Raw genomic sequence first — 24,894 nt, forward strand, 5'->3', positions numbered from 1 at the left:
ATGGCCGTCACCGCCCCCACTCCCACCGCCCGCCCGGCGACGGTCCCGTCCCGGGCGGGCGCGGCCGCGGTGACGACCGCGCTCGTGCTCCTGGTCGCCGCCCTCGCCGTCGTCGACATCACCCAGGGCACCGCCGCGGTCGGCCCGGCCGAGGTCCTCAAGGCCCTCACCGGCCGGGCCGACCCGGCCGACGCGTCCGTCGTCATCGCCTCACGGCTGCCCCGCATGACCGCCGGGATCCTCGTGGGCGCGGCCCTCGGCATGGCCGGCGTCGCCCTGCAGGCCGTCAGCCGCAACGTCCTGGCCTCACCGGACACCCTCGCCGTCAACGCGGGCTCCTACTTCGCCCTCGGCGTCACCGCCGTCACCGGCGTGTCCCTGCCGCTGCTCGCCTCCTCGGGCATCGCCTTCGCCGGCGGCCTCGCGGCGGCGGCCGTCGTCCTCGGACTGTCCGGGCTCGGCGCCGGCACCGTACGGCTGGTGCTCGCCGGCACCGCGCTCGCCCTCGGGCTCACCGCCGTCACCGAGGGGCTGCTCCTGCTGTTCCCGGAGCAGACCGAGGGCCTCTACCAGTGGAACCAGGGCAACATCGGCCAGAACGGCTTCGACGGCGTCCTCCAGACGCTGCCCGTCGCCGTCGTCGCACTCGCCGGCCTGCTGCTCATCGCCCGCCGGGTCGACGCCCTCGCCCTCGGCGACGAGGCGGCCCGCGGCCTCGGCGTCCCGGTGCGGGCCACCCGCGTCACGGCCGTCGTCCTGGCGACCCTGCTCTCCGCGGCGGCCGTCACCCTGGCCGGCCCGATCGGCTTCGTCGGCCTGTGCGCCCCGGCCCTCGCCCGCCCGCTCGCCCGCCGGGCCCGTGGGCTGCGGCGGCTGCGGGCGGGCGTGCCGGTCGCGGGCCTCGTCGGCGCCGCGCTGGTGCTCGGGGCGGACGTGCTGCTGCGGGCGTTCGTCGACGCGGACACCGCCGTCGCGGTACCCACCGGCGTGGTCACCAGCCTCGTCGGCGCGACGTTCCTGGTGGTGATGGCGGCCCGGCTCCGCGACACCGCCGGCGCCGCCGCGCCGGACAAGCTGCGCATCCGCAGCCGCGCCGTCTTCCTCACCACGCTCACCGTGCTGTCGGTCGTCCTGGTCGGCGTCACCGTCGCCGCCGTCCTGGTGGGCGACAGCAAGCTGCTGCTGGGCGACGTGGTCAACTGGGCGCAGGGCAGGGCGGGCAGGACCGTCTCCTTCGTGCTGGACACCCGGGTGCCCCGGGTGACCGCCGCGCTCCTCGCCGGAGCGGCGCTCGCACTGGCCGGCACCCTGGTGCAGGCCGTCACCCGCAACCCGCTCGCGGAACCCGCCGTCCTCGGGGTCTCCGGCGGCGGCGCGCTCGGCGCGGTGATCCTCGTGACGACGGTCCCCGTCGCCGGGGGCTGGGGCGTCGCCGGGGCGGCCTTCGCCGGATCCGCGGTCACCGCGACCGTCGTGTTCGGCCTGGCCGCACGCGGCGGCTACCGGCAGAACCGGCTGGTGCTCGTCGGCATCGGCGCCGCGACCGCGACGACGGCCCTGATCAGCCTGCTGATCGTGCTCACCGACCCGTTCAACGCGACCAAGGCGCTCACCTGGCTGTCGGGCTCCACGTACGGCCGGACCCTGCCCGACGTCCTGCCCCTCGCCGCCGTCCTCGCGATCGGTGTCGTGGTGGCCGGAGCGCGGCACCGGGAACTCGACCTGGTCTCCCTCGACGAGGACACCCCCCGGCTCCTCGGACTCGACCTGGCGCGCGGGAGACTGGGCTTCCTCGTGCTGAGCGTGCTGCTCAGCGCCACCGCCGTCGCCGCCGCGGGCACCATCGGCTTCGTCGGCCTGGTCGCCCCGCACGCGGCGCGCGCCCTCGTCGGACGGCGGCACACCCGCGTCCTGCCGGTCGCGCTGCTCCTCGGCGCCGTCCTGGTGTGCACGGCCGACCTGCTGGGCCGCACCGTGATCGCCCCCGCCCAGCTGGGCGCCGGCCTGATGACGGCCGTGATCGGAACGCCGTACTTCCTGTACGTGCTGGTGCGCAGCCGCCGGTAGTCCCGCGCGGCGGTCGCCGCCCGCCGCCGGCCCCTCCCGCGGCGGGCGGCGGGCTCAGCCGAAGACCTTGACGGCCTGGTAGTAGGTCCACGCGGTGCTGTTGCAGGCGGTCTTCGTGGCGCCGCTGTAACCGTTGCAGACGCGCTTGAGGTCCTCGTAGAAGGCGCTGTCGATCCGTTCCTTGTTGGCGCTGAACGTGCCCGCGGCCTTGTAGTTGCGGTAGCCGAAGTCGTGCCGGGCGCAGGCGGTCGAGAAGGGGAAGCCGAAGGGGTTGTCGGGGGAGGTGGAACAGTAGTCGGTGGACCAGTCGAACTGGTAGGCCGACCAGGCGGATTGGTTGGCGCGGGCCGCGGCCCAGGCGTTGTGGCTCGACGCGCTGGTCTGCGTCCAGCTCGCGAGTACCTGGGGCTTGTCGGCGGGTGCGGCGTCGGCGGCCGTGGCGGTGCCGAGGACCCCGGCCAGGACCAGGGCCGGGGTGGTGACCGCGGTGGCGAGTCTTCGGTACATCACACCTCCAGGAGGCTGCGGCCCGGCCATCGGGCAGCAGGTTCATGCCAAGACAATGCCCCAGTCGCCCCTCCCTTCACACCATGCGCACCCGATGGATCGTCGGCTCCCGGCCGCCCCGGAACGCGCTCAGGCCCGAGCGGTCCCGGGCGGCCGGTGGCTCCACCGCCGGTCCGCGTCGGTGATGGGCCGCAGGACGCGGGCCGGGGTCCCGGCGACGACCGTCATCGGCGGCACGTCGGCGGTCACCACACTGCCCGCGCCGACGACCGAGCCCCGGCCGACGGTCACCCCGGGCAGGAGCACCGCGCCGGCCCCGATCCACACGTCGTCCTCGATGCGCACCGCCGCCGAGAACTGGCTGCCGTCCCGGCGCAGTTCGGGGTGGACGGGGTGGCCGGTGGTGCTGACGGTCACATGGGGCGCGAACATCACGCGGTCGCCGACGAGGACCTCGACGTCGTCGACCAGGGTGAGACCGAAGTTGGCGTACACGTCGTCGCCGAGGTGCACGTGCCGGCCGTAGGCGACGTGCAGCGGCGGTTCGATCCACACGCCGCGGCCCACCGAGCCGAGCAGTCCGTCCAGCAGGGCGCGGCGGGCCTCCTCGTCGCGCGGGCCGGTGGCGTTGTACGCGGCGGCGAGCTCCTTGCCGCGCAGCCGCTCCTCCTCGAGGCGGTCGAGACCGGGCGCCGAGTCGGTGTACAGCTCGTGGGCCGCCATGCGGCGGCGCACCTCGCGCTCGGCGTCGTCGTCCTGCGGCACGGGTTCTCCCTGGTGTCGTGGAAGCGGACCGGCCGCACCACGGGGCGGTGGTGCGGCCGGGCGGGGCGGATCGGTCAGTCCGTGACGTCGGTGACCGTCCAGCGCTGGTTGGAACCGGAGTTGGGCTGCCAGGTGGTGACCGCGGCGCCCTCGTGCGTGGCCTGTCCGCCGACCTCCAGGAGGCGTCCGGTGGCCGCGTTGACCAGGGTCCAGGTGCCGTCGCCCGTGGTCGACATGATCCACTCGGCGGCCGGGTCCCGCCTTCCGGTGTCGGGCTCCGCCACCGGCACGTCGTCCCGTACGGCGAGACGCCCGCCGTCCACCGGGCTGGTGAACTCGTAGCGCTCCCGCACGCCGTCGTCGGGACGCACCGCGCTCAGCCGCCACCGCTGGGCGGCCGAGCCGTCACCGGAGCCGATCACGAGGCTCGTGCCGTCGTCCGCGACGGTGACCGCCTTGCCGCTCTGCACGCCGGTCAGGGTGTAGGTGTGGCCCTTGCGCAGCAGCGGGGCGTCCTCCGCGACGCCGGAGACACCCTTGATCTCGAAGGAGGTCACCGACTGGGCGGGCACGGCGAAGGTGGCGGCGCGGTCGGTGACCTCGATGGCCCGGTGCCGCTCCAGCTTGCCGTCGGCGCTGGTCACCACGGGCGTGACGGTCGCGTTCCGGCTGATGTGACGGAACATGGACAGGTCGACGGTGACGGTGCGCGCCTCGGTGGTGCTGTTGACGTGGACGAGCGAGGCGCCCTTGCCGTTCCTCGTCACCGCCGCCGCGCTGGAGGTGTCGTCCACCTTGATCAGCCGGTCGCCCGGCCTGATGAAGTGGGTGAAGTTGCGGGCGGTGTCGAACTTGGTGTTGGTGCGGATCGGGCAGGTCTCGAGGGTGTCCTTCGAGGTGCAGCCGAAGGGGAGCTGGATCTCGCCCCAGTTGCCGCCCCCGGCGGACTCGCCGCCGGGCTTCATGTTGTCGTAGTCCTCGACGGGCTGCCAGAAGACCCAGGCACGTGGCTCCAGTTCCCGCAGGTCGTCGACGATGCGCTGGGCGAGGCCGAGACCGGGGCGCATGTCCGTGAAGCTCTGTCCGTCGCCCCAGTCGCCCTCGACCTCGCTCATCCACAGCCGCTTGTCCTCGGCCTTGGCGATGTCGCGCACGGTGGTGCGCTGACCGGTGCCGTAGGTGTGGACGTTCATCCGGCCGACGAGGTCGCGCGTCCCGGACGAGTAGGCGTTCCAGTTCTGCGCGAAGATCGAGGGGTTGGTCTCGTCCATGGCGGAGATCCCCGCCTTGGTCCTCGCCTTCCTCAGCGCAGGGGCGAGCGCGTGGAGCACCTTCTCCTGGAGCCCGGGGCCGATGTGGGCGCCCTCCTGACGGCCGCCGACGGGTTCGCCGTCCGCGCCGAGCCGGGTGCTCCAGTAGGTGGTGTTCGGCTCGTTGAAGGGGTCGACGGCGTCGACCTCGATGCCGTGCGCCTTCTCCAGCCGCCTGGTGGCGCCCGCCAGGTAGGCGGCGAAGTCGTCGACCGACTCGGTCCTCAGCTGGTCGGCGCCGGCGTCGAACCCGCCGGAGACGTAGCCGCTGACCGTCATGAACCAGGGCGGGGAGTTGCTGAAGGTCTCCCAGTGGGTGATGTCCTTCTTGATGCGGTCCACCCACCAGCGCTGGGTGGCGTCGGCGTCCTCGTTCCAGTCGGCGGGGTCCTCGGCGTCCCACCAGTCGGTGTCCTCGCGGGTGGTGCCCGCGGGCGCCTTCCACCAGCCCTCGACGGCGCCGCCGGCGCGCAGGTAGTCCTTCACGTCCGGGGCGTTGCCGCCGCCGATGTTGTACCGGGCGATGTTCAGGGCGAGGCCGTCGTCGCCGAACAGCAGCCGCGCGAGCTTCTCGCGGATCTGAGGCGGGTAGTCGCCGGTGGCGTTGGCGAACCAGACGAGGCTGGTGCCCCAGCCCTCGAACTCCTCCTGCTGGTAGGAGGGGTCGGGCCGGACGGTGACGGAGGGGAGGTCCGCGGCCTGGGCGGCGGACGTCGGCCCGGGGATCAGGGCGGCCCCGGTGGCCAGGGCTGCGGTGAGCCCGGCGGCCCTGAGGAGCCGTCTGGTGCGGGTGCGGCGTGCCATCGGTGTGCTCCCAACAGTGAGGTGTGGTCGCGCTTCGGTGGACCCTCCCGCCGCGCCGGCGGCGCGGCGGGAGGGAACGGCCCCGGAGCGGGTGCGTGCCGTTCCGGGGTGCTGCGGGGTGTCAGGCGGCGGGCTGCCGCAGTACGGCGACCGCGCGGGGCCCGAGCGTGAGGGTGCCGTCGGCGTCGGTGGTGCCGATGAGCACCTCCCCGTCGAGGCCGGGGACCGGGACGGTGCCGTCGGTCCGGTTCACCAGGAACAGGAACCGGTTCTCGGCGTCCCGGCGTACGACCGGCTCGATCAGCCCCCTTACCCCGGAGGGAAGTTCGCTCGCCACCCCGGCCGGCTCCAGCAGCCGCGGCAGCAGCGAGGCGAGCCCCTCGACACCGAGCCGGGTGGAGACGTACGCGGCGGAACCCCCGCCCGTCGGACGCCGGGTGACGGCGGGCCTGCCCGCCTGCTCGCCGGTGCGGTAGCGGGCCAGGACCTCGGTACCGGCCCCGGTCACGGTGATCCGGTCGGTCCACAGGACGCCGGTCGTGCCGTCGTCGAGCTCCACACCGTCACCGGCGAGCAGCGGTCCGAACTCCTCGATGCGGATGCCCAGCAGGTCCCGCAGGGCGCCCGGATAGCCGCCGAGCCAGACGTGGTCGTGCTCGTCGACGACACCGGAGAAGTACGTGGTGATCAGATGGCCGCCCTGTTCGGCGTACCGGGTGAGGGTCTTCGCCAGGTCGGCGGGGACCATGTGCAGCACCGGGGCGATCAGCACCTGGTGGCGGGAGAGGTCGGCGCGGGTGGTGACGAGGTCGGCACGGATGCCGAGGGAGAGGAGCGCCGAGTACCAGTCGAGCGCCTCCTGCCGGTAGTCGAGCAGGGAGGTGGGGTGGGAGTCCTGCTCGCTCGCCCACCACGACTCCCAGTCGTAGAGGATGCCGACCCGGGCGGCCTCCCGCTCGGACCCGGCGACCGGGGCGAGGACCTTCAGGGTGTCGCCGAGCGCGGTCACCGCGCGGAACAGCTCGCTGTCCGCGCCGGCGTGCGGGACCATCGCCGAGTGGTACTTCTCGGCGCCCGCCGCCGACTGCCGCCACTGGAAGAAGCAGACCGCGTCCGCTCCGTGGGCGACGTGCAGCAGCGAGTCGCGGGCCAGGTCGCCCGGGCGCTTGGCCACGTTGACGGGCTGCCAGTTGACGGCGCTGGTGGAGTGCTCCATCAGGAACCAGGGCCGCCCGCCGGAGATGCCGCTGGTGAGGTTGGCGGAGAAGGACAGCTCGTCGCGGTCCTGCGGGCCGGGGTGGACGTAGTGGTCGTTGGAGACGAAGTCGATCTCGTCGGCCCAGTCCGCGTAGTTCATGCCCTTGGTGTTGCCCATCACCATGAAGTTGGTGGTGACGGGGACGTCCGGCGTGAGCTCCCGCAGGATCTCCCGCTCGGCGCGCAGATGCTCCTTCAGGGCGTCCGAGGAGAACCGCTTGAAGTCCAGTTGCTGGGTGGGGTTGGGGTGGGAGGCGGCCAGCCGCGGGGGCAGGATCTGCTCCCAGTCGGTGTACCGCTGTGACCAGAACGCCGTGCCCCAGGCGGTGTTGAGCGCCTCCACCGTGGTGTAGCGGGCGCGCAGCCAGTCGCGGAAGGCGCGGGCCGCGTCGTCGGAGTAGTCGTAGACGTTGTGGCAGCCCAGCTCGTTGTTGACGTGCCAGGCGACGAGCGCCGGGTGGCCGGCGTAGCGGGTCGCCAGCTCCCGGACCAGGCGCAGCGCGTACCGGCGGAAGACGGGGGAGGTGGGACGCCAGTGCTGGCGCGCACCCGGCCACAGCGTCTCGCCGGTGGCCGTGACCGGGAGGATCTCCGGGTGGGCCGTGGTGAGCCAGGGCGGCGGGGAGGCGGTGGCGGTGGCGAGGTCGACGCCGACGCCGCCCTCGTGCAGCAGGTCCATCACCTCGTCGAGCCAGGCGAAGTCCCAGGTGTCCTCGGCCGGTTGCAGCCGGGCCCAGGAGAAGATCCCCAGCGACACGAGGTTCACGCCGGCCTCCCGCATCAGCCGGACGTCCTCCTCCCACACGGTGCGGGGCCACTGCTCGGGGTTGTAGTCGGCGCCGTAGACGAGGCGGGGGGCGGGGGCACCGTCCGCCCCGCCCGTGCGGGACAGGAGGGTGGAGATCATGGCGGTCCTTCCGGGGTGTGGTGCACGGGGGCGGCGCGGAGTCCGCCCGCGCCGCCCTGCGTCTGGTGCCGTCCTACTTCTCGACGGTGAATCCCTGCTCCTCGGCGTACTTCACCGAGGCGTCCTGCCAGGCCTTCAGACCGTCCGCGAGCGTGGTGTCCGAGACGTAGGCCTTGCCGACCGTGTCGTTGAAGATCGAGTGGGCGTACTGCTGGAACGGCAGGTACGTCCAGTCGCTGGCGACGTTCGCGGCGGACTCGGCGAATATCTTGTTCGCCTGCTGGCCGCCGAGGTAGTCGAACTCGGTGCTCTGGAAGTCGGCGGACTGCAGTTCCGCCTTGGTGGCAGGGAAGGCGCCCTGCTCGACGCGGGTCCGGACGCCGTCGCCGGAGTTCGCGTACTCCACGAAGGCGTAGGCGAGTGCCTTGTTCTTGCCGAGCGAGGGCAGGGTCAGCGAGCTGCCGCCGTTCTCCGCGCTGGCCTTGTCGCCCTTCGTCCAGGCCGGCATCGGGGCCGCGCGCCAGTCGCCGGCCGCGTTCGGCACGCCGCTGACGAAGTTGGCGGGCATCCAGGCACCGGTGGTCAGGGTGGCGATGGTGCCGTCGCCCAGGCCCTTGTACCACTCGTCGGTCCAGCCGTTGACCGGGGCGAGGAGCTTCTCGTCGATGAGCTTCTGCCAGGTGTCGGTGTACTTCTTGGCCTTCGCGTCACTGAAGTCGATCTTCACGTCGGTGCCGTCGACCTTGAACGGACGCGCACCGGCCTGCCACAGCAGGCTGGTGGTGAAGCCGGCGTCGCCGGCGTCGTTGGCGATGTAGACCTTGGGATCGGCCTTGTGCAGCTTGCGCGCGGCGTCGACGTACTCGTCCCAGGTGGTCGGGACGTCGATCCCGTGCTTGTCGAAGACCTTCTTGTTGTAGAACATCGCCATCGGGCCGGAGTCCATCGGCAGGCCGTAGACCGCCTCGCCCTCGCTCACGGCGTTCCACGGACCGGGCGTGTACCGGGAGGCCAGCTTGTCGGCGCCGAAGGGGGCCAGGTCGGTGAGGCCCTTGCCGAGGGCGTACTGGTTCACCGCGAAGTACTCGACCTGCGCGACGTCCGGGACGCCCTTCTCGGCCGACACCGCGTTCGACAGCGCGGTGTAGTGCTTGTCGCCCGACCGCTCGCTGACGAGGTTGATCTTGACCTTCGGGTACTTCTTCTCGAAGTCGGCGGCGACCGTCTTCAGCGTGGGCTCCCAGGACCACACCGTCACCGTGCCGCCCTTCTTCAGGGCCGCCTGGACGTCCGAGGCGGAGACCGCCTCGTCGGTGGAGTCGTCGGAACCGCCGCAGGCGGTGGCGCCCAGGGCCACGGCGGACAGCAGGGCGATGCCGCGCAGCAGGCGGCCGGTGTTTCTGCGCATGAGGGTGCTTCCACTTCTTCGTGGGCGGGACGGGTTCTTCGTGAGCGGGGCGGAACGGGGTGGGGGTTGCGGGGGAGGCGGCCGGGGAGCCGCGCGGTCACTCCTTGACGCTGCCCGCGGCGAGCCCCGACTGCCAGTACTTCTGGAGCAGCAGGAACGCGGCGATGAGCGGCAGGATGGTGAGCAGCGAACCGGTGATCACCAGGTTGAAGACGACCTCGCCGCCGACGGTCTCGGCCTGGGAGTTCCACGCGCTCAGGCCGAGCGTCAGCGGGTACCAGTCCGGGTCCTTGAGCATGATCAGCGGCAGGAAGTAGTTGTTCCAGGTGGCGACCGTGGTGAACAGCAGCACGGTCACGATGCCGGGGGCGAGCAACGGCAGGGCGACGGTGAAGAAGGTGCGCGCCTCGCCGGCCCCGTCGATGCGGGCGGCCTCGAGGAGTTCGGTGGGGATGGCCTCGGTGGCGAACACCCACATCAGGTACAGGCCGAACGGCGAGACCAGCGAGGGGATGATCACCGCCCACGGGGTGTCGGTCAGGCCCATCTCGCTGAACATCAGGAAGGTGGGCACCGCGAGGGCCGTGCCGGGCACCGCCACCGCGCCGATGACCGTGGCGAAGACGCCGCGCTTGCCGGGGAAGTCGAACTTCGCCAGCGCGTAGCCGCCGAGGACCGCGAGGAGGGTGGCCCCGCCCGCGCCCAGCACCACGTACAACAGGGTGTTCAGCAGCCAGCGCGTGAAGATGCCGTCGTGGTAGGTGAACGTGTCGCGGACGTTGTCCCACAGTGCGAAGTCGTCGGCGAACCACATCCCGGACGAGTCGGCGAGACCCGCCTGCGTCTTGGTGGCGTTGACGACCAGCCAGATCAGCGGCACCACGGTGTAGACGACGACCAGGGAGGTCAGCACGGTCAGCAGCACGCTGCGCCTGGGCCTGTCGGCGGAGTGCCTGCGCGTCCCGCGCAGCCGTGGCGCGCCGTGGCCGGGACCGGAGGCCTTGACGGGTGCGGCCGGGGCGGCGGTGGTGAGAGGGCTGCTCATCGGGTCACGCTCCCTTGCGCATGCCGCGCAGCTGCACGACATAGGCGATCACCATCGTGATCAGGCCCATGATGATGGCCACCGTCGCGGAGTAGTTGTGCTGCTGGCCGTTGAAGGACAGCGAGTACGTGTAGAAGTTCGGCGTGTAGTCGGTGGTGAGGGCGTTGCGGGCGAGCGGACGCAGGATGTTCGGCTCGTTGAACAGCTGGAAGCTGCCGATGATGGAGAAGATCGTCGCGATGACCAGGGCGCCCCGGATCGCGGGCAGCTTGATCGCGGTGATCACGCGGACCTGTCCGGCGCCGTCGATCTCCGCCGCCTCGTACAGCGAGTTCGGGATGACGCGCAGCGCCGAGTAGAAGATCAGCATGTTGTAGCCGACGAACTCCCAGGTGACGATGTTGCCGATGGAGGCCAGCACCAGGTCGGGGGAGAGCGGGTCGGGCAGCGAGACGTCGAACGCCCCGTTGATGTCGCCGACCAGGCCGTACTTCGTGCCGTACATGAAGCCCCACATGAGGGTGGCGACCACGGCGGGCACCGCGTACGGCAGGAAGATCGTGATGCGGAAGAAGCCCTTGCCGTAGAGCCGGCCGCTGTCCAGGGCCAGCGCCACCAGCAGCGCGATGCCGAGCATGATCGGCACCTGGACGCACAGGAAGAGCGAGACCCGGCCGAGGGCCGCCCAGAAGCGGTCGTCCTGGAGCGCCTGTTCGTAGTTGTCGAGGCCGACGAAGGTGGTCCCGCCGATGAGCTGGTCGCGGAAGAGGCTCAGGTAGACCGAGTACGCGATCGGCGCCAGGAAGACCAGTGCGAACACGGCCACGAAGGGACCGATGAAACCCCACCCCGTCCAGGAGCGGCGGTCCCGTCGCGCCGGGGGAGGCGCCGGCCTCGGCTCGGCGTCCACCGGCGGTTGCAGCGTCGTCATGTCGTTCCTCGCTCGTCACCGTTCCGGGCCGGCGGCCGCCCGGCGCGTGAGCCGGACGGCATGCCCCCTGTACATGATGTTTGCGTAAACATCGACCCCCGCGAAGCGCTGCCGAGCTGTTATGTTTACGTAAACATCGGATGGCGGAATGTCTACACTGCCCTCCTGAGGACGGTCAAGGGTTCCCTGGGGAAACCGTGACGCAGGCAGTGACAGGAAGGCGGCTGACGGCGAGTGGACACGGCCGAGAGAACGCCGGCGAGCACACCTAGCCCCGCCGCGGCCGGCGGCGGCGCGCGGCGCACCCGGGGCGGCGCCCGGACCACGGCCTCCATGGCCGACGTGGCCCGCCTGGCGGGGGTCTCGTCCCAGACCGTCTCCCGCGTGTCCAACGGCTACCCGGGGGTGACCGAGGAGACCCGCCGCCAGGTGCTGGCCGCGATGAAGGAGCTCGGTTACCGGCCCAACAGCGCGGCCCGCGCCCTCAAGCGCGGTGAGTTCCGCACCATCGGCGTCATCACCTTCACCCTGTCCACCACCGGCAATGTGCGCACCCTGGAGGCGATCGCCACCTCCGCCGCGCACGAGGGCTACGCCGTGACCCTGCTGCCGGTCGCCGTGCCGACCCAGGACGAGGTGCGCGGGGCGTTCTCCCGGCTGGAGGAACTCGCCGTCGACGCCGTCATCGTCATCATGGAGGTCCACCTGCTGGACGCGGCGATGGTCCAACTCCCGCCGCACGTCCAGGTCGTGGTCGTCGACTCCGATGCCGGCGACCACTACACGGTCGTCGACACCGACCAGGCCGGGGGCACCCGCGCCGCCGTGCAGCACCTGCTCGGCCTCGGCCACCGCACGGTGTGGCACCTGGGCGGCCCCGAGGACTCGTTCGCCGCGCAGCGCCGCACGGACGCCTGGCGCGCCGCGCTCACCGAGGCCGGACGGGTGCCGCCGCCCCTCGTCCGGGGCGACTGGTCGGCGGACTCGGGCTACCGGGCCGGCCTCGAACTCGCCGCCCGCGACGAGTGCACGGCCGTCTTCGCCGCCAACGACCAGATGGCGCTGGGCCTGTTGCGCGCCCTGCACGAACACGGCCGGCGCGTGCCCGAGGACGTCAGCGTCATCGGCTTCGACGACATCCCCGAGGCCTCCTCCTTCCTGCCCCCGCTGACCACCGTCCACCAGGACTTCGCCGAGGTGGGGCGGCTCTGCGTGCAGGCGGTGCTGAGCAAGATGCGCCAGGGCGGCCCGGAACGGGGCACCACGCTCGTCCCGACCCGGCTGGTGCCGCGGGCCAGCACGGCACCACCGCCGGGACCCGCCCGACGTCCGGCCTCCCGCCCGCCGCGCACCGGCGGGGACCCTTCGGTGATCGCCGGAGGACGCGCAGGCTAGCGTCCTCACATGAACGTTTCCTCGCACCAGGGCCGGCACCAGGCGCCACCGGACGGCGACGACACGGCCGGAGCCGCGGCATGACGCCGCCGGAGATGCTCGGCGTCTTCGCGGCGGGCGTCGGCGCCGGCGCCATGAACGCGGTCGTCGGCTCGGGGACGCTGGTCACCTTCCCGGTGCTGCTCGCCACCGGACTGTCCCCCGTCACCGCCACGGTCTCCAACGCGCTCGGGCTGATCCCCGGCTCCGTCAGCGGCGCCATCGGCTACCGCAGGGAACTGGCCGGTCAGGGCCGGCGCGTGAAGAGGTTCGGGGTCGGCGCCGCGCTGGGCGGGCTCTGCGGCGCGACGCTCCTGCTGGCCCTGCCCGCCGAGGCGTTCGAGGCCATCGTGCCGACCCTGGTGGGACTCGCCCTCGTCCTCGTCGCGTTCCAGCCCCTGATCGCCAGGAAGGTGCGCAGCCGACGCGCGAAGGGGCACTCCTCCCGCCGTGACGGCGGATGGCCGCTGTCCGCCGGCCTGACCCTGGCCAGCGTCTACGGCGGCTACTTCTCCGCCGCCCAGGGCATCGTCTACATCTCCCTGATGGGTCTGCTCATCGACGAGCCGCTGCAACGCCTCAACGCCGTCAAGAACGTGCTCGCGGCGATCGTCAACACGGTCGCCGCGGCCTTCTTCCTCTTCGTCGCCGACTTCGACTGGACCGCCGTCGCGCTGATCGCGGCCGGATCCGCCCTGGGCGGTCAGCTCGGAGCGAGGACCGGCCGCAGGTTCAGCCCCGCGGTGCTGCGCGCCCTCATCGTCACGATCGGCACCGTCGCCCTCGTCCAGCTGCTCCGCTGACCACCGCCCGCTCCCGGGACACGTCCTCAGGGCAGGATCGAATCCACGTAACCGCCGTCGACGCGCAGCGCCCCGCCCGTGGTCGCGGAGGCCTGCTCCGAGCTGAGGTAGACGACCATGTGGGCGATCTCCTCCGGCTCGATCAGCCGCTGCAGCAGCGACTGCGGCCGGTGCTCGCGCATGAAGGCGCGCTGCGCCTCGTCCCACGGGAGTTCGCGGCCGACCAGCTCGCGGACGAAGTCCTCCACCCCGCCGGTGTGGGTGGGCCCGGCGACGACCGAGTTCACCGTGACGCCCGTGCCCGCCGCCTGTTTGGCGAATCCCCGGCCCACCGCGAGCAGCGCCGTCTTGGACATCCCGTAGTGGATCATCTCGGCGGGAGTGACGATCGCCGAGTCGCTGGCGATGTACTGGACGCGTCCCCAGCCGCGCCCGGTCATGCCGGGCAGGAAGAGCCGGGTCAGCCGCACCGCGGCCAGGACGTTCACCTCGAAGTAGCGCCGCCACTCGTCATCGGTGATCTCCAGCGGGTCCGCCGAACCGAAGACGCCGAGGTTGTTGACGAGGATGTCCACCTGCGGCAGCGCCTCGGCGACCCGCTCGGCGCCCGCCTCGGTGGTCACGTCCGCCGCGACCGGCACCACGTCGGCGCCGGGCACCTCCCGCTCGAGGGCGGCGGCACTGTCCCGCACGCGCCCGGCGGAACGCCCGTTGACCGCGACCCGGGCGCCCGCCCGCGCCAGCCCGGTGGCGATCGCCGCGCCGATGCCCTGGGTGGAGCCGGTGACCAGCGCCGTCCGGCCACTGAGATCGATCCGCACGTCGTGTGTCCCCTTCTTCTGGGTACCGGTGCCTGTATGCGATGCCCCAACACGGACGGAAGGCGCTGCCCGCGCCCGCGCTCCGCCTGGTCCTGTTCCTTCCCCGGAAAAGCGGTCGAATCACCGCGAACCACCCGGTGGGCATACCCTTCTTGTAGCGCACTCGCGAAGCGGCGGGAGACGACGTGACGGCCGAACACGCGGACGCGCCGGACGGCCGGACGGGGACCGGGTCCGGCGGGAACGGCGACGACCTGCTCGACGGGCTGGAGGTGGACGACCGGCGTCCGGAGCGGCCCGTGCTGCTCGACGCCGACGGCACCCCGATCGAGACCTGGCGGGAGAACCACCCCTACGACCGCAGGATCAAGCGGGCGGATTACGACAGGACCAAGCGCATCCTGCAGATCGAGCTGCTGAAGATGCAGCGGTGGGTGAAGGACACGGGGCAGCGCGTCGTCGTGCTCTGCGAGGGACGGGACGCGGCCGGCAAGGGCGGCACCATCCAGCGCTTCACGGAACGCCTCAACCCCCGTGGCGCCCGCGTGGTCGCCCTGGAGAAGCCGACCGAGCGGGAGGCGGGCCAGTGGTACTTCCAGCGCTACGTGGCCCACCTGCCGTCCCGCGGGGAGATCGTCTTCTTCGACCGCTCCTGGTACAACCGCGCGGGCGTCGAGCGGGTCATGGGGTTCTGCACGGACGCCGAGTACCACCAGTTCCTCGAGCAGGCGCCCCTGTTCGAGCGGCTGCTCACCGACGACGGCATCATGCTGGTGAAGTTCTGGTTCTCCGTGTCCCGGGCCGAGCAGCGGACCCGGTTCGCGATCCGCCAGGTCGATCCGGTGCGCCGCTGGAAGCTGTCGCCGATGGACCTCGCCTCGCTCGACCGCTGGGACGACTACACCAAGGCCAAGGTCGAGATGTTCCGGGCGACGGACACGCCCCACGCTCCGTGGACGGTCGTGAAGAACAACGACAAGCGCCGGGGCCGGCTGGAGGCCATGCGCAGCCTCCTCGACCGCTGCGACTATCCGGCGAAGGACCACGGCGCCCTGGGCAAGCCGGACCCGCTGATCGTGGGCGCGGCGGACACCCTGCTGGAGGCCGGTGAGGAACCCGCGGTCCTCTCACCGACCCCCCTCGCGGGACCCGGCCACGGCCCGGGCAGTCACCCGGATGCGTGACCCGCTCACCCCAGTTGCAGCGTCACCTCGCCCGTGCCCCGTGCCTCAGCCCCGCCGGCCACGCGCACCGTGAACGGGCGGTCGGTCCCGGAGGCGGCGACCCGCAGGACGTCGCCGTCCCGCCGGACCCGGAACGTCGCGGCCACGAGCCCCGCCGTGTCCGGCACGGTGACCTCGGCCGCGTAGTCGGCCGCGGCCGGGGGGTGCACGAGCAGGACCGGGGCGTCCAGCCAGTCGCCGTCGGGCCGGGAGTCGTCCCCGGCCAGCGGCAGCACGGCACCCTCGCGGACGTAGAGCGGAAGGCTGTCGTAGCCGTGCCGTTCGGTGCGCCAGCACGGGCCGGTGACCCGCTCGCCGCTCAGCAGGTGCGTCCAGGTGCCCTCGGGCAGGTAGACCTCCACCTCGCCGTCCTCGCTGAACACCGGCGCGACCAGCAGGTCGGGGCCGAGCATGTACTGGCGGTCGAGCGGGCGGCACGCCGGGTCGTGCGGGAACTCCAGCACCATCGGCCGCATCACCGGGACGCCCGTGCGGTGGGCCTCGACGGCGGCGCCGTACAGGTACGGCATCAGGCGGTGCTTGAGCAGGGTGAACCGCCGGGCGACGTCGACCGCCTCCTCGCCGAACTCCCACGGCACCCGGTACGACGTGGAGCCGTGCAGCCGGCTGTGCGAGGAGAGCAGGCCGAAGGCGAGCCAGCGCTTGAACACCTCGGGGACGGGCGTGCCCTCGAAGCCGCCGATGTCGTGGCTCCAGAAGCCGAAACCGCTCAGCGACAGGGACAGCCCGCCGCGCAGCGACTCGGCCATCGCCTCGAAGGACGACCAGCAGTCGCCGCCCCAGTGCACCGGGTACTGCTGCCCGCCGGCGGTCGCGGAGCGGGCGAAGAGCACCGCCTCGCCCTGCCCGCGCTCCTTCTCCAGGAGCTCGAACACCGTCCGGTTGTACAGGTGCGTGTAGTAGTTGTGCATCCGCTCGGGGTCGGAGCCGTCGTGCCAGACGACGTCGGTGGGGATGCGCTCGCCGAAGTCCGTCTTGAAGCTGTCCACCCCCTGGTCGAGCAGCGGCTTGAGCTTCGACTGGAACCAGGCGCGGGCGTCGGGGCTGGTGAAGTCGACCAGACCCATGCCGGCCTGCCACAGGTCCCACTGCCACACGTCGCCGTTCGGGCGGCGCACCAGGTGCCCGAGGGACGCGGCCTCGTCGAAGAGCGGGGACTTCTGCGCGATGTACGGGTTGATCCAGGCGCTGATCCGCAGGCCCTTCTCCTTGAGCCGGGCCAGCATGCCCTCCGGGTCGGGGAAGACGTCCGGGTCCCACTGGAAGTCGCACCACTGGTACTCGCGCATCCAGAAGCAGTCGAAGTGGAACACCGACAGCGGGATGCCGCGCTCGGCCATGCCGTCGACGAACGACGTCACCGTCGCCTCGTCGTACGACGTGGTGAAGGAGGTGCTGAGCCACAGGCCGAACGACCAGGCCGGGGGCAGGGCCGGGCGTCCGGTGAGGGCCGTGTAGCGGCCGAGGACCTCCTTCGGGGTGGGGCCCGCGACGACGTAGTACTCCAGCGCCTGGTCCTCGACGCTGAACTGGACCTGCCCGACGGACTCGGAGCCGATCTCGAAGGAGACGGCGCCGGGGTGGTTGACGAAGACGCCGTAGCCGCGGGAGGAGAGGTAGAACGGGACGTTCTTGTAGGCCTGCTCGCTGCTGGTGCCGCCGTCGGCCTGCCAGACGTCGACGGTCTGGCCGTTCTTGACGAACGGGGTGAAGCGCTCGCCCAGGCCGTAGACCTGCTCGCCGACACCGAGCGACAGCCGGCTCAGCACGTGGTGGGCTCCCTCGCCGGTGGTGGCGAAGGCGGTGCTCTTGGCGCCGGCGCGGGTCAGCTCGCGTCCGTCCGCGTCGTGGAAGGACAGCCCGAAGGGACCGTCCCCGTCCAGGCGCAGGGTCAGGGGCCCGCTGGTCAGCTCGGTGACGGTGCCGTCCCGGCGTACCGTCCCCGCGCCGTCCGCGTCCCCGGCGAGGGCGAAGTCGGGGCCCGGCCGGTACTTGCCCGCGTGGTGGGTGACCCGCACGCCGATCACGCCCTCGGCGGGGGAGAAGCACTCGACCGTGATCAGCGGCGCGTTCAAGGTGTCGCCCCGGCGGGTCACCTTCTTCACGGCGGCGTAGCTGGTGAAGCGCTTCGATTCCGGGCGCACATCACGCACTTCGGTGGCGTACGAGATCTGGACGCCGTCACGGATGCGCCAGAAGCCGTCGGTGAATTTCATGGTCTTCCTCGGAGGGGGAGGGCGGCAGAGACCCGGGAGAAAGCCTCTGACCAGGAACTATGACAGGAGACGCAGAACCTGTCACGCCTTGGCGCAAGCAGATCTTATCGCTGGGGGTCTAGCGCGACCGGCTTCCGCTGGCGTATTAGTAATCAGGCAAAACAAATTACACCCGGTGCAGCGCCAGGCAACACCCCGGCGGAAGCCGCCACCAGTCGAAGCGCTTCACCACCCCTCCGCAAGAGTCACCAGCTCAGCGCCCCGCTGGGCCGGTCCCACACAAGGGCACCCACCGTGACAGCACATCCCCCGGTCGCCGCACACCGCGCACGCGGACGTTCGCGCGGAGCCGTCACGTCGTTCGCCGCCGTCTCCGTCCTCATCGCCGGAGCGGCGCTGACCGGCTGCGCACAGCAGCGCGACAGCGACGTGTACACCGTGATGAACTCCTCGACCGACGAGACCTACCACCGCTGGGACGCCGAGGCGATGGCCCGCTGCGGAAAGCAGCTGGGCGTACGCGTCGAGCAGCAGAGCGTCCCCGCCTCGCAGGTGATGACGAAGGCCCTGCGCATGGCCTCGTCGAAGTCGCTGCCGGACATCGTGCAGTTCGACGCCTCCGAGATGCCGACCTTCGCCGACGCCGGCGGCCTCGTCGACCTGCGCTCCCTGGGCCTCGCCACCGACGACGTCCCCGAGGGCATCGTCGACTTCGGCTCCTACCAGGGCACGTACTACGGAGCGGCCCGCTCCGTGAACACCCTCGCCCTCTTCTACAACAAGGACGTCCTGGACGAGGCGGGCGTGCGGGTGCCCACCACCTGGGACGAACTGCGGCAGACGGCGAAGAGGCTCACCGAGGGCAAGCGGTACGGCCTGGCGCTCAGCGCGGGCGGCGCCGAGGACGGCGTCTTCCAGTTCACGCCCTTCATGTGGTCCAACGGCGGTGACGAGACGGACCTCGACGGCCCCCGGGTCGTCGAGGCGCTCGACTACTGGAAGGCGCTGCTCCAGGACGGGTCGCTGTCCAAGTCCACGGTCAACTGGACGCAGGCCGACGTGAACGACCAGTTCATGGCCGGGAACGCCGCGATGATGATCAACGGACCGTGGCAGGTCGAGACCCTCAACACCAAGAAGTCGCTGCACTGGGGGATCGCGCAGATCCCCGTCCCCGAGGCGGGCGCCGACTCGGTGGGACCGCTCGGCGGGGCCGTGCTCACCGTGCCCCGCACCGGCGACACCGAGCGCGAGAGGACGGCCGGACGGATCGTCGCCTGCCTGACGAGCGAGAAGGAACAGCTCACCTACGCCCTGAACAGCTGGATGGTCCCGGCCAACGAGAAGGCCGCCGCGAAGTGGCGCGAGGAGGTGCCCGAGCTGGACGCGCTGGCCGACCAGGTCGCCGCCGCCCGGTCCCGCACCGCCAAGCTCGGCGCCGGCTGGTCGGGCGTGTCGCTCGCCCTGCAGAGCGCCTTCCAGTCCGCCCTGACCGGCCAGTCCAGCGAGGCCGCCCTGCGGCGCGCCCAGCAGCGCGCCACGAGCGGGAACTGAGGTACGCGCACATGACCACGTCCACCGTCACCGCTCCGGTGTCCGCGAAGACCTCCGGGAAGGGCGCCGCGCCGGACCCGGCCCGGCAGCGACTGCGCCGCAGACTCGCCCAGTGGGGCTTCGTCGCCCCCGCCGTCGCCTTCATGCTGCTGTTCTTCGGCTACCCGCTCGTCCGCAACGTCGTGATGAGCTTCCAGCACTACACGCCGAAGACGTTCTTCACCGGCGAGGCACCCTTCAACGGCACCGACAACTGGTCGTCCGTCTTCCAGGACGTCCTGTTCGGCAAGGCCCTGTGGCACACCCTCGTCTTCACCGCCGGCTCCCTGCTCGGCCAGTTCTGCATCGGCCTCGCCCTCGCCGTCTTCTTCAACCGCAGGTTCCCCCTCGGCGGCGTCCTGCGGTCGCTGATCCTGCTGCCCTGGCTGGTGCCCATGGTGGTGTCCGGCATCGTGTGGCGCCGCATCCTCGACCAGGACACCGGCGTGCTCAACACGTTCCTGGACACCCTGGGCCTGGGCGGTCAGACCCCGTGGCTGACCAGCCCCGACCTGGCGCTGCTCTCGGTGATCCTGGTCAACGTCTGGATCGGCATCCCGTTCAACATGGTCATCCTCTACGGCGGCCTCCAGGAGATCCCCAAGGAGCTGTACGAGGCGGCCGCCCTGGACGGCGCCTCGGGCTGGCGGACCTTCCGCTCCGTCACCCTGCCGATGCTCAAGCCGGTGATCACGGTCGTCCTGGTGCTCGGCTTCATGTCGACGGTCAAGATCCTCGACCTGATCCTCGCCCTCACCGACGGCGGACCCGCCGACGCCACCCAGACCCTGGGCACGCTCACCTACCAGAACTCCTTCGTGGAGCTGGACTTCGGCGCCGGCGCGGTCGTCGGCAACGTCCTCATTCTCATCTCCGCGGTGTTCGCGGTGTTCTACCTGCGGGCCAACCGCACCGAGGGGAAGTGACCGACATGGCCGCTCACACTCCCACCGCCTCCCGGCGCCGCTGGGGCTCCACCGTCGCGGGCGTGCTCGTCCTGGGCGTGATGCTCTTCCCGCTGTACTGGATGCTCAACACGGCGCTCCAGCCCGAGTCGGGCCTGCTCCAGGTCGACCCGGTGCCGGGCGGCCTGGACCTCTCCGGGTTCTCCAAGGCCGTCACCGACCAGGGCGGTCACCTGCTGACCTCGCTGCTGGTCTCGTTCGGCGCCGTCGCCATCTGCCTGGCGATCTCCGCACCGGCGGCCTACGGTCTGGCCCGGTTCGGCCTGCGCGGCTCGCGCACCATCGTCTTCGGCACCCTGATCACCCAGATGGTGCCGGGCATCGTCATCGCCAACGCCCTCTACAACTCCTACGTCGACCTGGGCCTGGTGAACTCCTACTTCGGCCTGATGCTCGCGGACGCCTCGCTCGGCATCCCGTTCTCCATCGTCCTGATGCGCTCCTTCATGGTGTCCATCCCGGGCGAGGTCATCGAGGCCGCCGAGATCGACGGCGCCGGACCGGTGCGGGTCTTCCTGCGGGTGGTCCTCCCGATGAGCCGCAACTCGCTGATCACCTCCGGCCTGTTCGCGTTCCTGTTCGCGTGGAGCGACTTCATGTTCGCGCTCACCCTGAACACCACCGACGACGTCAAGCCGGTCACACTGGGCATCTACCAGTACATCGGCGCCCACGTCGGCGACTGGGGCTCGGTGATGGCCGCGTCCGTGCTCTCCGCCGTCCCGGCCGCGATCCTGCTCGTCCTCGCCCAGAAGTACATCGCCGCCGGCATCACCGGGGGCTCCGTCAAGTGATCACCACCGCACCCACCGGGATGGACCGACACGCATGAGCGACTTCCCCCGTTTCCCGCCCGGCTTCGTCTTCGGCGCCGCGACCGCCTCGTACCAGATCGAGGGCGCGGTGCACGAGGACGGCCGAGGCCCGTCGATCTGGGACACCTACAGCCACACTCCCGGCCTGGTGGCGAACGGCGACACCGGCGACGTCGCCTGCGACCACTACCACCGCTACCCCGAGGACGTGGCCCTGCTGCGCGACCTCGGCGTCGGCTCGTACCGCTTCTCCATCGCCTGGCCGCGGATCGTGCCCGACGGCGCCGGCCCGGTGAACCCCAAGGGCCTGGACTTCTACTCCCGCCTGGTCGACGAGCTCCTCGCCGCCGGCATCGAGCCCGCCGCCACCCTCTACCACTGGGACCTCCCCCAGGCCCTCGAGGAGCGGGGCGGCTGGCGGGTGCGGGAGACCGCCGAGCGGTTCGCCGAGTACACGGCCGTCGTCGCCGAGCGCCTGGGCGACCGGGTGCCCCGCTGGATCACCCTCAACGAGCCGTGGTGCAGCGCCTTCCTCGGCTACTCGGTGGGCCGCCACGCGCCGGGCGCCCGCGAGGGCCGGGGCGCCCTGGCCGCCGCCCACCACCTGCTGGTCGGCCACGGACTCGCCGTCCGGGCGCTCCGGTCCGCCGGGGTCCGGGAGGTCGGCATCACCCTCAACCTCGACCACCACCTGCCCGCCACCGGCTCCGCCGCCGACCGGGAAGCCGTCGTGCGCGCCGACACCCTGCACAACCTGGTGTGGACGGAGCCGATCCTCGCCGGGCGCTACCCGGACACCGAGGAGGACACCTGGGGCGAGCTGATCACCGGGCAGGACTTCCGCCGCGACGGCGACCTGGAGCTGATCAATCAGCCGCTGGACTTCCTCGGCGTCAACTACTACCGCCCGATCGTCGTCGCCGACGCCCCGTACCGCGAGAGCGACCCCGCCCTGCGCGTGGCGACCGACAACCGCTACGCCGAGACGGCGATGCCCGGCGTCCGGCACACCGCGATGGGCTGGCCGGTGGCCCCGGACACCTTCACCGACCTCCTGGTGGACCTGAAGGAGCAGTACGGCGACGCCCTGCCGCCGGTGCACATCACCGAGAACGGCTCCGCCGAGGACGACGAGGTGAGCGCCGACGGCACCGTGCACGACGCCGACCGGGTGGCGTACCTGCGCGGCCACCTCACCGCGCTGCGGGCCGCGATCGACGCGGGGGTGGACGTGCGCGGCTACTACGTGTGGTCGCTGCTCGACAACTTCGAGTGGGCCTTCGGCTACGACAAGCGCTTCGGCATCGTCCGGGTCGACTACGAGACCCAGGAGCGCACCCCGAAGGACAGCTACCACTGGTACCGGCGCCTGATCGCCGCCCAGCGGTCCTGACGGACCGGTCCTAGGCGGCGCCCTCACGGTCGTCGAAGGCGCCGCCGGCGCCCGGTTCCGGGCGCGCCGTGAGCGGCAGGACGACGGGGGAGCCCGCGTCCGCCGCTCCGGCGGCGGGGGGCTTGCGCAGCAGGAGCAGCGCCGCGTCGTCGTGCAGCCGGCCGCCCACGTGGTCCAGCAGTTCCCGGTGCAGCGCGGCGAGCGTGCGGGCCGGCTCGTCGCACAGGTGCCGGGCCAGGCCCTCGGCCAGCGGGTAGAACGCACGGTCGGCGTCGCGGGCCTCGGTGACCCCGTCGGTGTAGAACAGCAGCTGGTCCCCCTCGGTGAAGGACACCACCTGAAGGCCGGGGGACTCGTCCGACAGGGCGCGCAGCCCCAGGGGCGGCGCCGGGCTGACGGGGTCCACCGGCACCACCTCGGTGCCGCGGACCAGCAGCGGGGGAGCGTGTCCGCAGTTGACCACCTCCAGCCGTCCCGGCTCCGGGTAGCCGGCGACCACGGCGGTGACGAAGTCGTCGTGGCCGAGATTGCGGGCCAGGCTCCGTTCGATCCGGCGGACGACGTCCAGCAGATCGGGCTCGTCGTAGGCGGCCTCCCGGAAGACACCGAGCACCAGGGCGGCCGTCCCCACGGCCGGCAGTCCCTTGCCGCGCACATCGCCGACGATCATCCTGACCCCGTACGGAGTGGGGACGAGGGCGTAGAGGTCACCGCCGATCCGGGCCTCCGCCGCGGCGGCGCTGTAGTGGACCGCCGTCTGGAAGGGGCCGACGGTCTCCGGGACCGGCAGGAGCAGGGCGTGCTGCGCGGTCTCCGCGACGGAACGGACGGCGGCGAGCACCCGCTCGCGGCGTTCCCGCAGGGCGCTGGCGAGCGTGCCGGCCAGGGCGACGGTCACCAGCGCGGCGAGTACGACGGCCAGCTCCGGGACCGCCATGCCGTGCCGGGCGCCGATCGCCGCGCCGAGGAGGGAGGCGAGGAGACCCACTGCGAGGACCCCGGCCGGCCGGCTGGTGGCCGCCGCCAGCGCCGGACCGGCGGCGAGCAGCGGCAGCCAGACCTTGCCCGTCCCGCCGACGAGGTCGACGGACACGACCAGGAAGACGATCAGTACGGAGAGCACCGGCGTGCCGGCCGCCCAGTGCGCGACGGCCCGAGCCCGGGGCGACCACGCGTGGCGGGCCCCCCGCCGGTACTGCCGCATCGGCCAGGGGTGGCGTCCATGCTGACGGGCGTGACTCATGTGTCGTCCGCAGTCCTCACCTTTACGCGGCGTGCGCGCATCCGTAATGTCTGACTTTATTAGGAAAGATGATCGTTGCGAACGTCACAAGGGTGTGCTTTTCAGATAGTGAACGACAGTCCCCGGGTCACCCGCCCGGCGGCCGGCAGGAGGCGCTCACGGACCTCGTCGAGCCGGTGCAGCCGGTCCTTCGGCATGGAGACGCCGAGCGAGCCCAGGGTGTCCCCGCTGTAGACCGGCACCGCGATGCAGACGGTGCCCAGGGAGTACTCCTCCAGGTCGGTGACGGCCGGGGCCAGGGTGCTGGCCTCCAGCCGGCGCACCAGCTCCTCGGCCGTGGTGATCGTCCGCGGGGTGAGGTCGTTGAGGGGGTGCCGGGAGAGGTACTCCCTGCGAGCCTCGTCGTCGAGCTCCCGGAGCACCGACTTGCCCAGCGCGGTGGCGTGCCCGGCGTCCTCGAACCCCACCCAGAGTTCGGCCCGCGGGGTGCGGGGGCCGTCGACGATCTCGGCGACGCGGATCTCGCCGTCCTCGTAGAAGGTGAGGTAGGCGGCGGTGGACAGCTCGTCCCGGAGCGCGGTGAGCGCCGGCCTGACCCGGCTGAGCAGCGCCTGGCCGCCGCCGGTGGTGTGCAGGGTCCGGAACCGTTCGCCCAGGACGAAGCCGCCGTCGTCCAGCTTGCGCAGGTACCCGTCGTGCACCAGCGTGCGCAGCAGGTGGTAGGCCGTGGCCAGGGGCAGCCCCGTCTCCCGCGCCAGCTGTTTCGCCGGCGCGCCGTTCGGGTGGGCGCTCACCGCCTCCAGCAGCCGGAAGGCCCGCTGCACGGAGGTGATGAGCGTCGGGCTCGCACCCATGGGACCAGCCTGCGCCGGACACCCGCCGCAGGCAAGACCGGCGTCGCTCCCGCTTCCCGCCGCGGCCGGACGCCGCGTCGCTCAGTGGGCCGCCGCCTTCACTGTCGTGAGGTCCTCACCGGTCAGTTCCGCGATCCGGTGGGCCGGAACCCCGGCGGCCAGCGCCCGCGTCAGCAGTCCGTCCCGTCCGTTCGTGCAGGACCGGTAGGCCAGCAGTTCCTCCTCCACCCGCGCCTGGTCCGGGGGAGTGAGTTCACCGCGCAGGCGGCTCAGCTCCTCGGCGCCGAGCGGAACGGGAAGGCGTTCGGTGCCCTCCGGAATGGCCCCCGTCTCCTCGGGCGGGAGGAGGCGCAACCGGGGGGAGGTGACGGTGACCCCCTGTGCGCCGAGCCAGGCCCGCACCGCCGGCGTGTCCAGACAGGCGAGTTCCCCCACGGCGGCCGGCGGGACGCCGAGCGGTCCGGCCGCGTCGTCGAGCAGGACCAGGTAGGCGTCGTCGGTCATGTCCGGAT

20 protein-coding genes are annotated in these 24,894 nt (G+C 71.9%); 8 read left to right on the forward strand and 12 right to left on the reverse strand.

Annotation, left to right across the window (positions count from 1 at the left end):
• Positions 1 to 2,067, forward strand: a complete 2,067-nt coding sequence (locus ABTY20_RS09190) for an iron ABC transporter permease (RefSeq protein ID WP_351996337.1) — start codon at positions 1 to 3, stop codon at positions 2,065 to 2,067.
• Between the two features lie 54 nt (positions 2,068 to 2,121).
• Here the strand turns inward: ABTY20_RS09190 and ABTY20_RS09195 are convergent, their stop codons facing one another.
• The 7 genes from ABTY20_RS09195 to ABTY20_RS09225 form a co-directional block, all read right to left on the reverse strand.
• The gene (locus tag ABTY20_RS09195) at positions 2,122 to 2,574 is read right to left on the reverse strand and encodes a phospholipase (RefSeq protein WP_351996338.1); all 453 of its coding nucleotides are present in this window, start codon (positions 2,572 to 2,574) and stop codon (positions 2,122 to 2,124) included.
• A gap of 129 nt (positions 2,575 to 2,703) precedes the next feature.
• Complete coding sequence (locus ABTY20_RS09200; protein ID WP_351996339.1) at positions 2,704 to 3,339, reverse strand: sugar O-acetyltransferase; 636 nt, start codon at positions 3,337 to 3,339, stop codon at positions 2,704 to 2,706.
• Between the two features lie 74 nt (positions 3,340 to 3,413).
• Positions 3,414 to 5,453 (reverse strand): RICIN domain-containing protein, encoded by a 2,040-nt coding sequence (locus tag ABTY20_RS09205; protein WP_351996340.1) that lies wholly within the window; start codon positions 5,451 to 5,453, stop codon positions 3,414 to 3,416.
• A gap of 121 nt (positions 5,454 to 5,574) precedes the next feature.
• Complete coding sequence (locus ABTY20_RS09210) at positions 5,575 to 7,617, reverse strand: beta-galactosidase (RefSeq protein WP_351996341.1); 2,043 nt, start codon at positions 7,615 to 7,617, stop codon at positions 5,575 to 5,577.
• Positions 7,618 to 7,690: 73 nt separating this feature from the next.
• Complete coding sequence (locus tag ABTY20_RS09215) at positions 7,691 to 9,025, reverse strand: ABC transporter substrate-binding protein (RefSeq protein ID WP_351996342.1); 1,335 nt, start codon at positions 9,023 to 9,025, stop codon at positions 7,691 to 7,693.
• Positions 9,026 to 9,122: 97 nt separating this feature from the next.
• Entirely contained in the window at positions 9,123 to 10,070 is a 948-nt protein-coding gene (locus tag ABTY20_RS09220) for a carbohydrate ABC transporter permease (protein ID WP_351996343.1), read from the reverse strand.
• A 4-nt stretch (positions 10,071 to 10,074) separates the two neighbouring features.
• Positions 10,075 to 11,001 carry a carbohydrate ABC transporter permease gene (locus tag ABTY20_RS09225; protein ID WP_351996344.1) on the reverse strand — a complete coding sequence of 309 codons (927 nt, stop codon included), beginning with the start codon at positions 10,999 to 11,001 and terminating at the stop codon, positions 10,075 to 10,077.
• Between the two features lie 333 nt (positions 11,002 to 11,334).
• On the opposite strand from ABTY20_RS09225, the gene ABTY20_RS09230 reads away from it, so the two are divergent.
• On the forward strand, positions 11,335 to 12,396 hold the full coding sequence (locus tag ABTY20_RS09230) for a LacI family DNA-binding transcriptional regulator (protein WP_351996345.1): 1,062 nt from the start codon (positions 11,335 to 11,337) through the stop codon (positions 12,394 to 12,396).
• An 80-nt stretch (positions 12,397 to 12,476) separates the two neighbouring features.
• On the forward strand, positions 12,477 to 13,238 hold the full coding sequence (locus ABTY20_RS09235) for a sulfite exporter TauE/SafE family protein (RefSeq protein ID WP_351996346.1): 762 nt from the start codon (positions 12,477 to 12,479) through the stop codon (positions 13,236 to 13,238).
• A gap of 26 nt (positions 13,239 to 13,264) precedes the next feature.
• Here the strand turns inward: ABTY20_RS09235 and ABTY20_RS09240 are convergent, their stop codons facing one another.
• The gene (locus tag ABTY20_RS09240; protein ID WP_351996347.1) at positions 13,265 to 14,059 is read right to left on the reverse strand and encodes an SDR family NAD(P)-dependent oxidoreductase; all 795 of its coding nucleotides are present in this window, start codon (positions 14,057 to 14,059) and stop codon (positions 13,265 to 13,267) included.
• Positions 14,060 to 14,244: 185 nt separating this feature from the next.
• On the opposite strand from ABTY20_RS09240, the gene ppk2 reads away from it, so the two are divergent.
• The gene (ppk2, locus tag ABTY20_RS09245; RefSeq protein WP_351996348.1) at positions 14,245 to 15,243 is read left to right on the forward strand and encodes a polyphosphate kinase 2; all 999 of its coding nucleotides are present in this window, start codon (positions 14,245 to 14,247) and stop codon (positions 15,241 to 15,243) included.
• 5 nt (positions 15,244 to 15,248) lie between these two features.
• Here ppk2 and yicI read toward each other — a convergent pair whose 3' ends face one another.
• Complete coding sequence (gene yicI, locus ABTY20_RS09250) at positions 15,249 to 17,519, reverse strand: alpha-xylosidase (RefSeq protein WP_351996349.1); 2,271 nt, start codon at positions 17,517 to 17,519, stop codon at positions 15,249 to 15,251.
• Positions 17,520 to 17,813: 294 nt separating this feature from the next.
• Between yicI and ABTY20_RS09255 the strand changes: the two genes are divergently transcribed.
• From ABTY20_RS09255 to ABTY20_RS09270, 4 genes are read left to right on the forward strand one after another with little or no spacing between them, the layout of a single operon-like run.
• The gene (locus ABTY20_RS09255; protein ID WP_351996350.1) at positions 17,814 to 19,073 is read left to right on the forward strand and encodes an ABC transporter substrate-binding protein; all 1,260 of its coding nucleotides are present in this window, start codon (positions 17,814 to 17,816) and stop codon (positions 19,071 to 19,073) included.
• An 11-nt stretch (positions 19,074 to 19,084) separates the two neighbouring features.
• Positions 19,085 to 20,038: a carbohydrate ABC transporter permease gene (locus tag ABTY20_RS09260; protein ID WP_351996351.1), complete on the forward strand. Its 954-nt coding sequence runs from the start codon at positions 19,085 to 19,087 to the stop codon at positions 20,036 to 20,038.
• Positions 20,039 to 20,043: 5 nt separating this feature from the next.
• Complete coding sequence (locus tag ABTY20_RS09265) at positions 20,044 to 20,871, forward strand: carbohydrate ABC transporter permease (RefSeq protein ID WP_351996352.1); 828 nt, start codon at positions 20,044 to 20,046, stop codon at positions 20,869 to 20,871.
• A gap of 34 nt (positions 20,872 to 20,905) precedes the next feature.
• Positions 20,906 to 22,285 (forward strand): GH1 family beta-glucosidase, encoded by a 1,380-nt coding sequence (locus ABTY20_RS09270; RefSeq protein ID WP_351996353.1) that lies wholly within the window; start codon positions 20,906 to 20,908, stop codon positions 22,283 to 22,285.
• Between the two features lie 10 nt (positions 22,286 to 22,295).
• Here the strand turns inward: ABTY20_RS09270 and ABTY20_RS09275 are convergent, their stop codons facing one another.
• The 3 genes from ABTY20_RS09275 to ABTY20_RS09285 form a co-directional block, all read right to left on the reverse strand.
• On the reverse strand, positions 22,296 to 23,528 hold the full coding sequence (locus tag ABTY20_RS09275) for a PP2C family protein-serine/threonine phosphatase (RefSeq protein ID WP_351996354.1): 1,233 nt from the start codon (positions 23,526 to 23,528) through the stop codon (positions 22,296 to 22,298).
• A gap of 101 nt (positions 23,529 to 23,629) precedes the next feature.
• On the reverse strand, positions 23,630 to 24,382 hold the full coding sequence (locus ABTY20_RS09280) for an IclR family transcriptional regulator (protein ID WP_351996355.1): 753 nt from the start codon (positions 24,380 to 24,382) through the stop codon (positions 23,630 to 23,632).
• Positions 24,383 to 24,463: 81 nt separating this feature from the next.
• The gene (locus ABTY20_RS09285) at positions 24,464 to 24,886 is read right to left on the reverse strand and encodes a DUF6003 family protein (RefSeq protein WP_351996356.1); all 423 of its coding nucleotides are present in this window, start codon (positions 24,884 to 24,886) and stop codon (positions 24,464 to 24,466) included.
• Between the last annotated feature and the right edge of the window lie 8 nt (positions 24,887 to 24,894).

This window comes from Streptomyces sp. NPDC126497 (assembly GCF_040302425.1).
GTDB lineage: Bacteria > Actinomycetota > Actinomycetes > Streptomycetales > Streptomycetaceae > Streptomyces.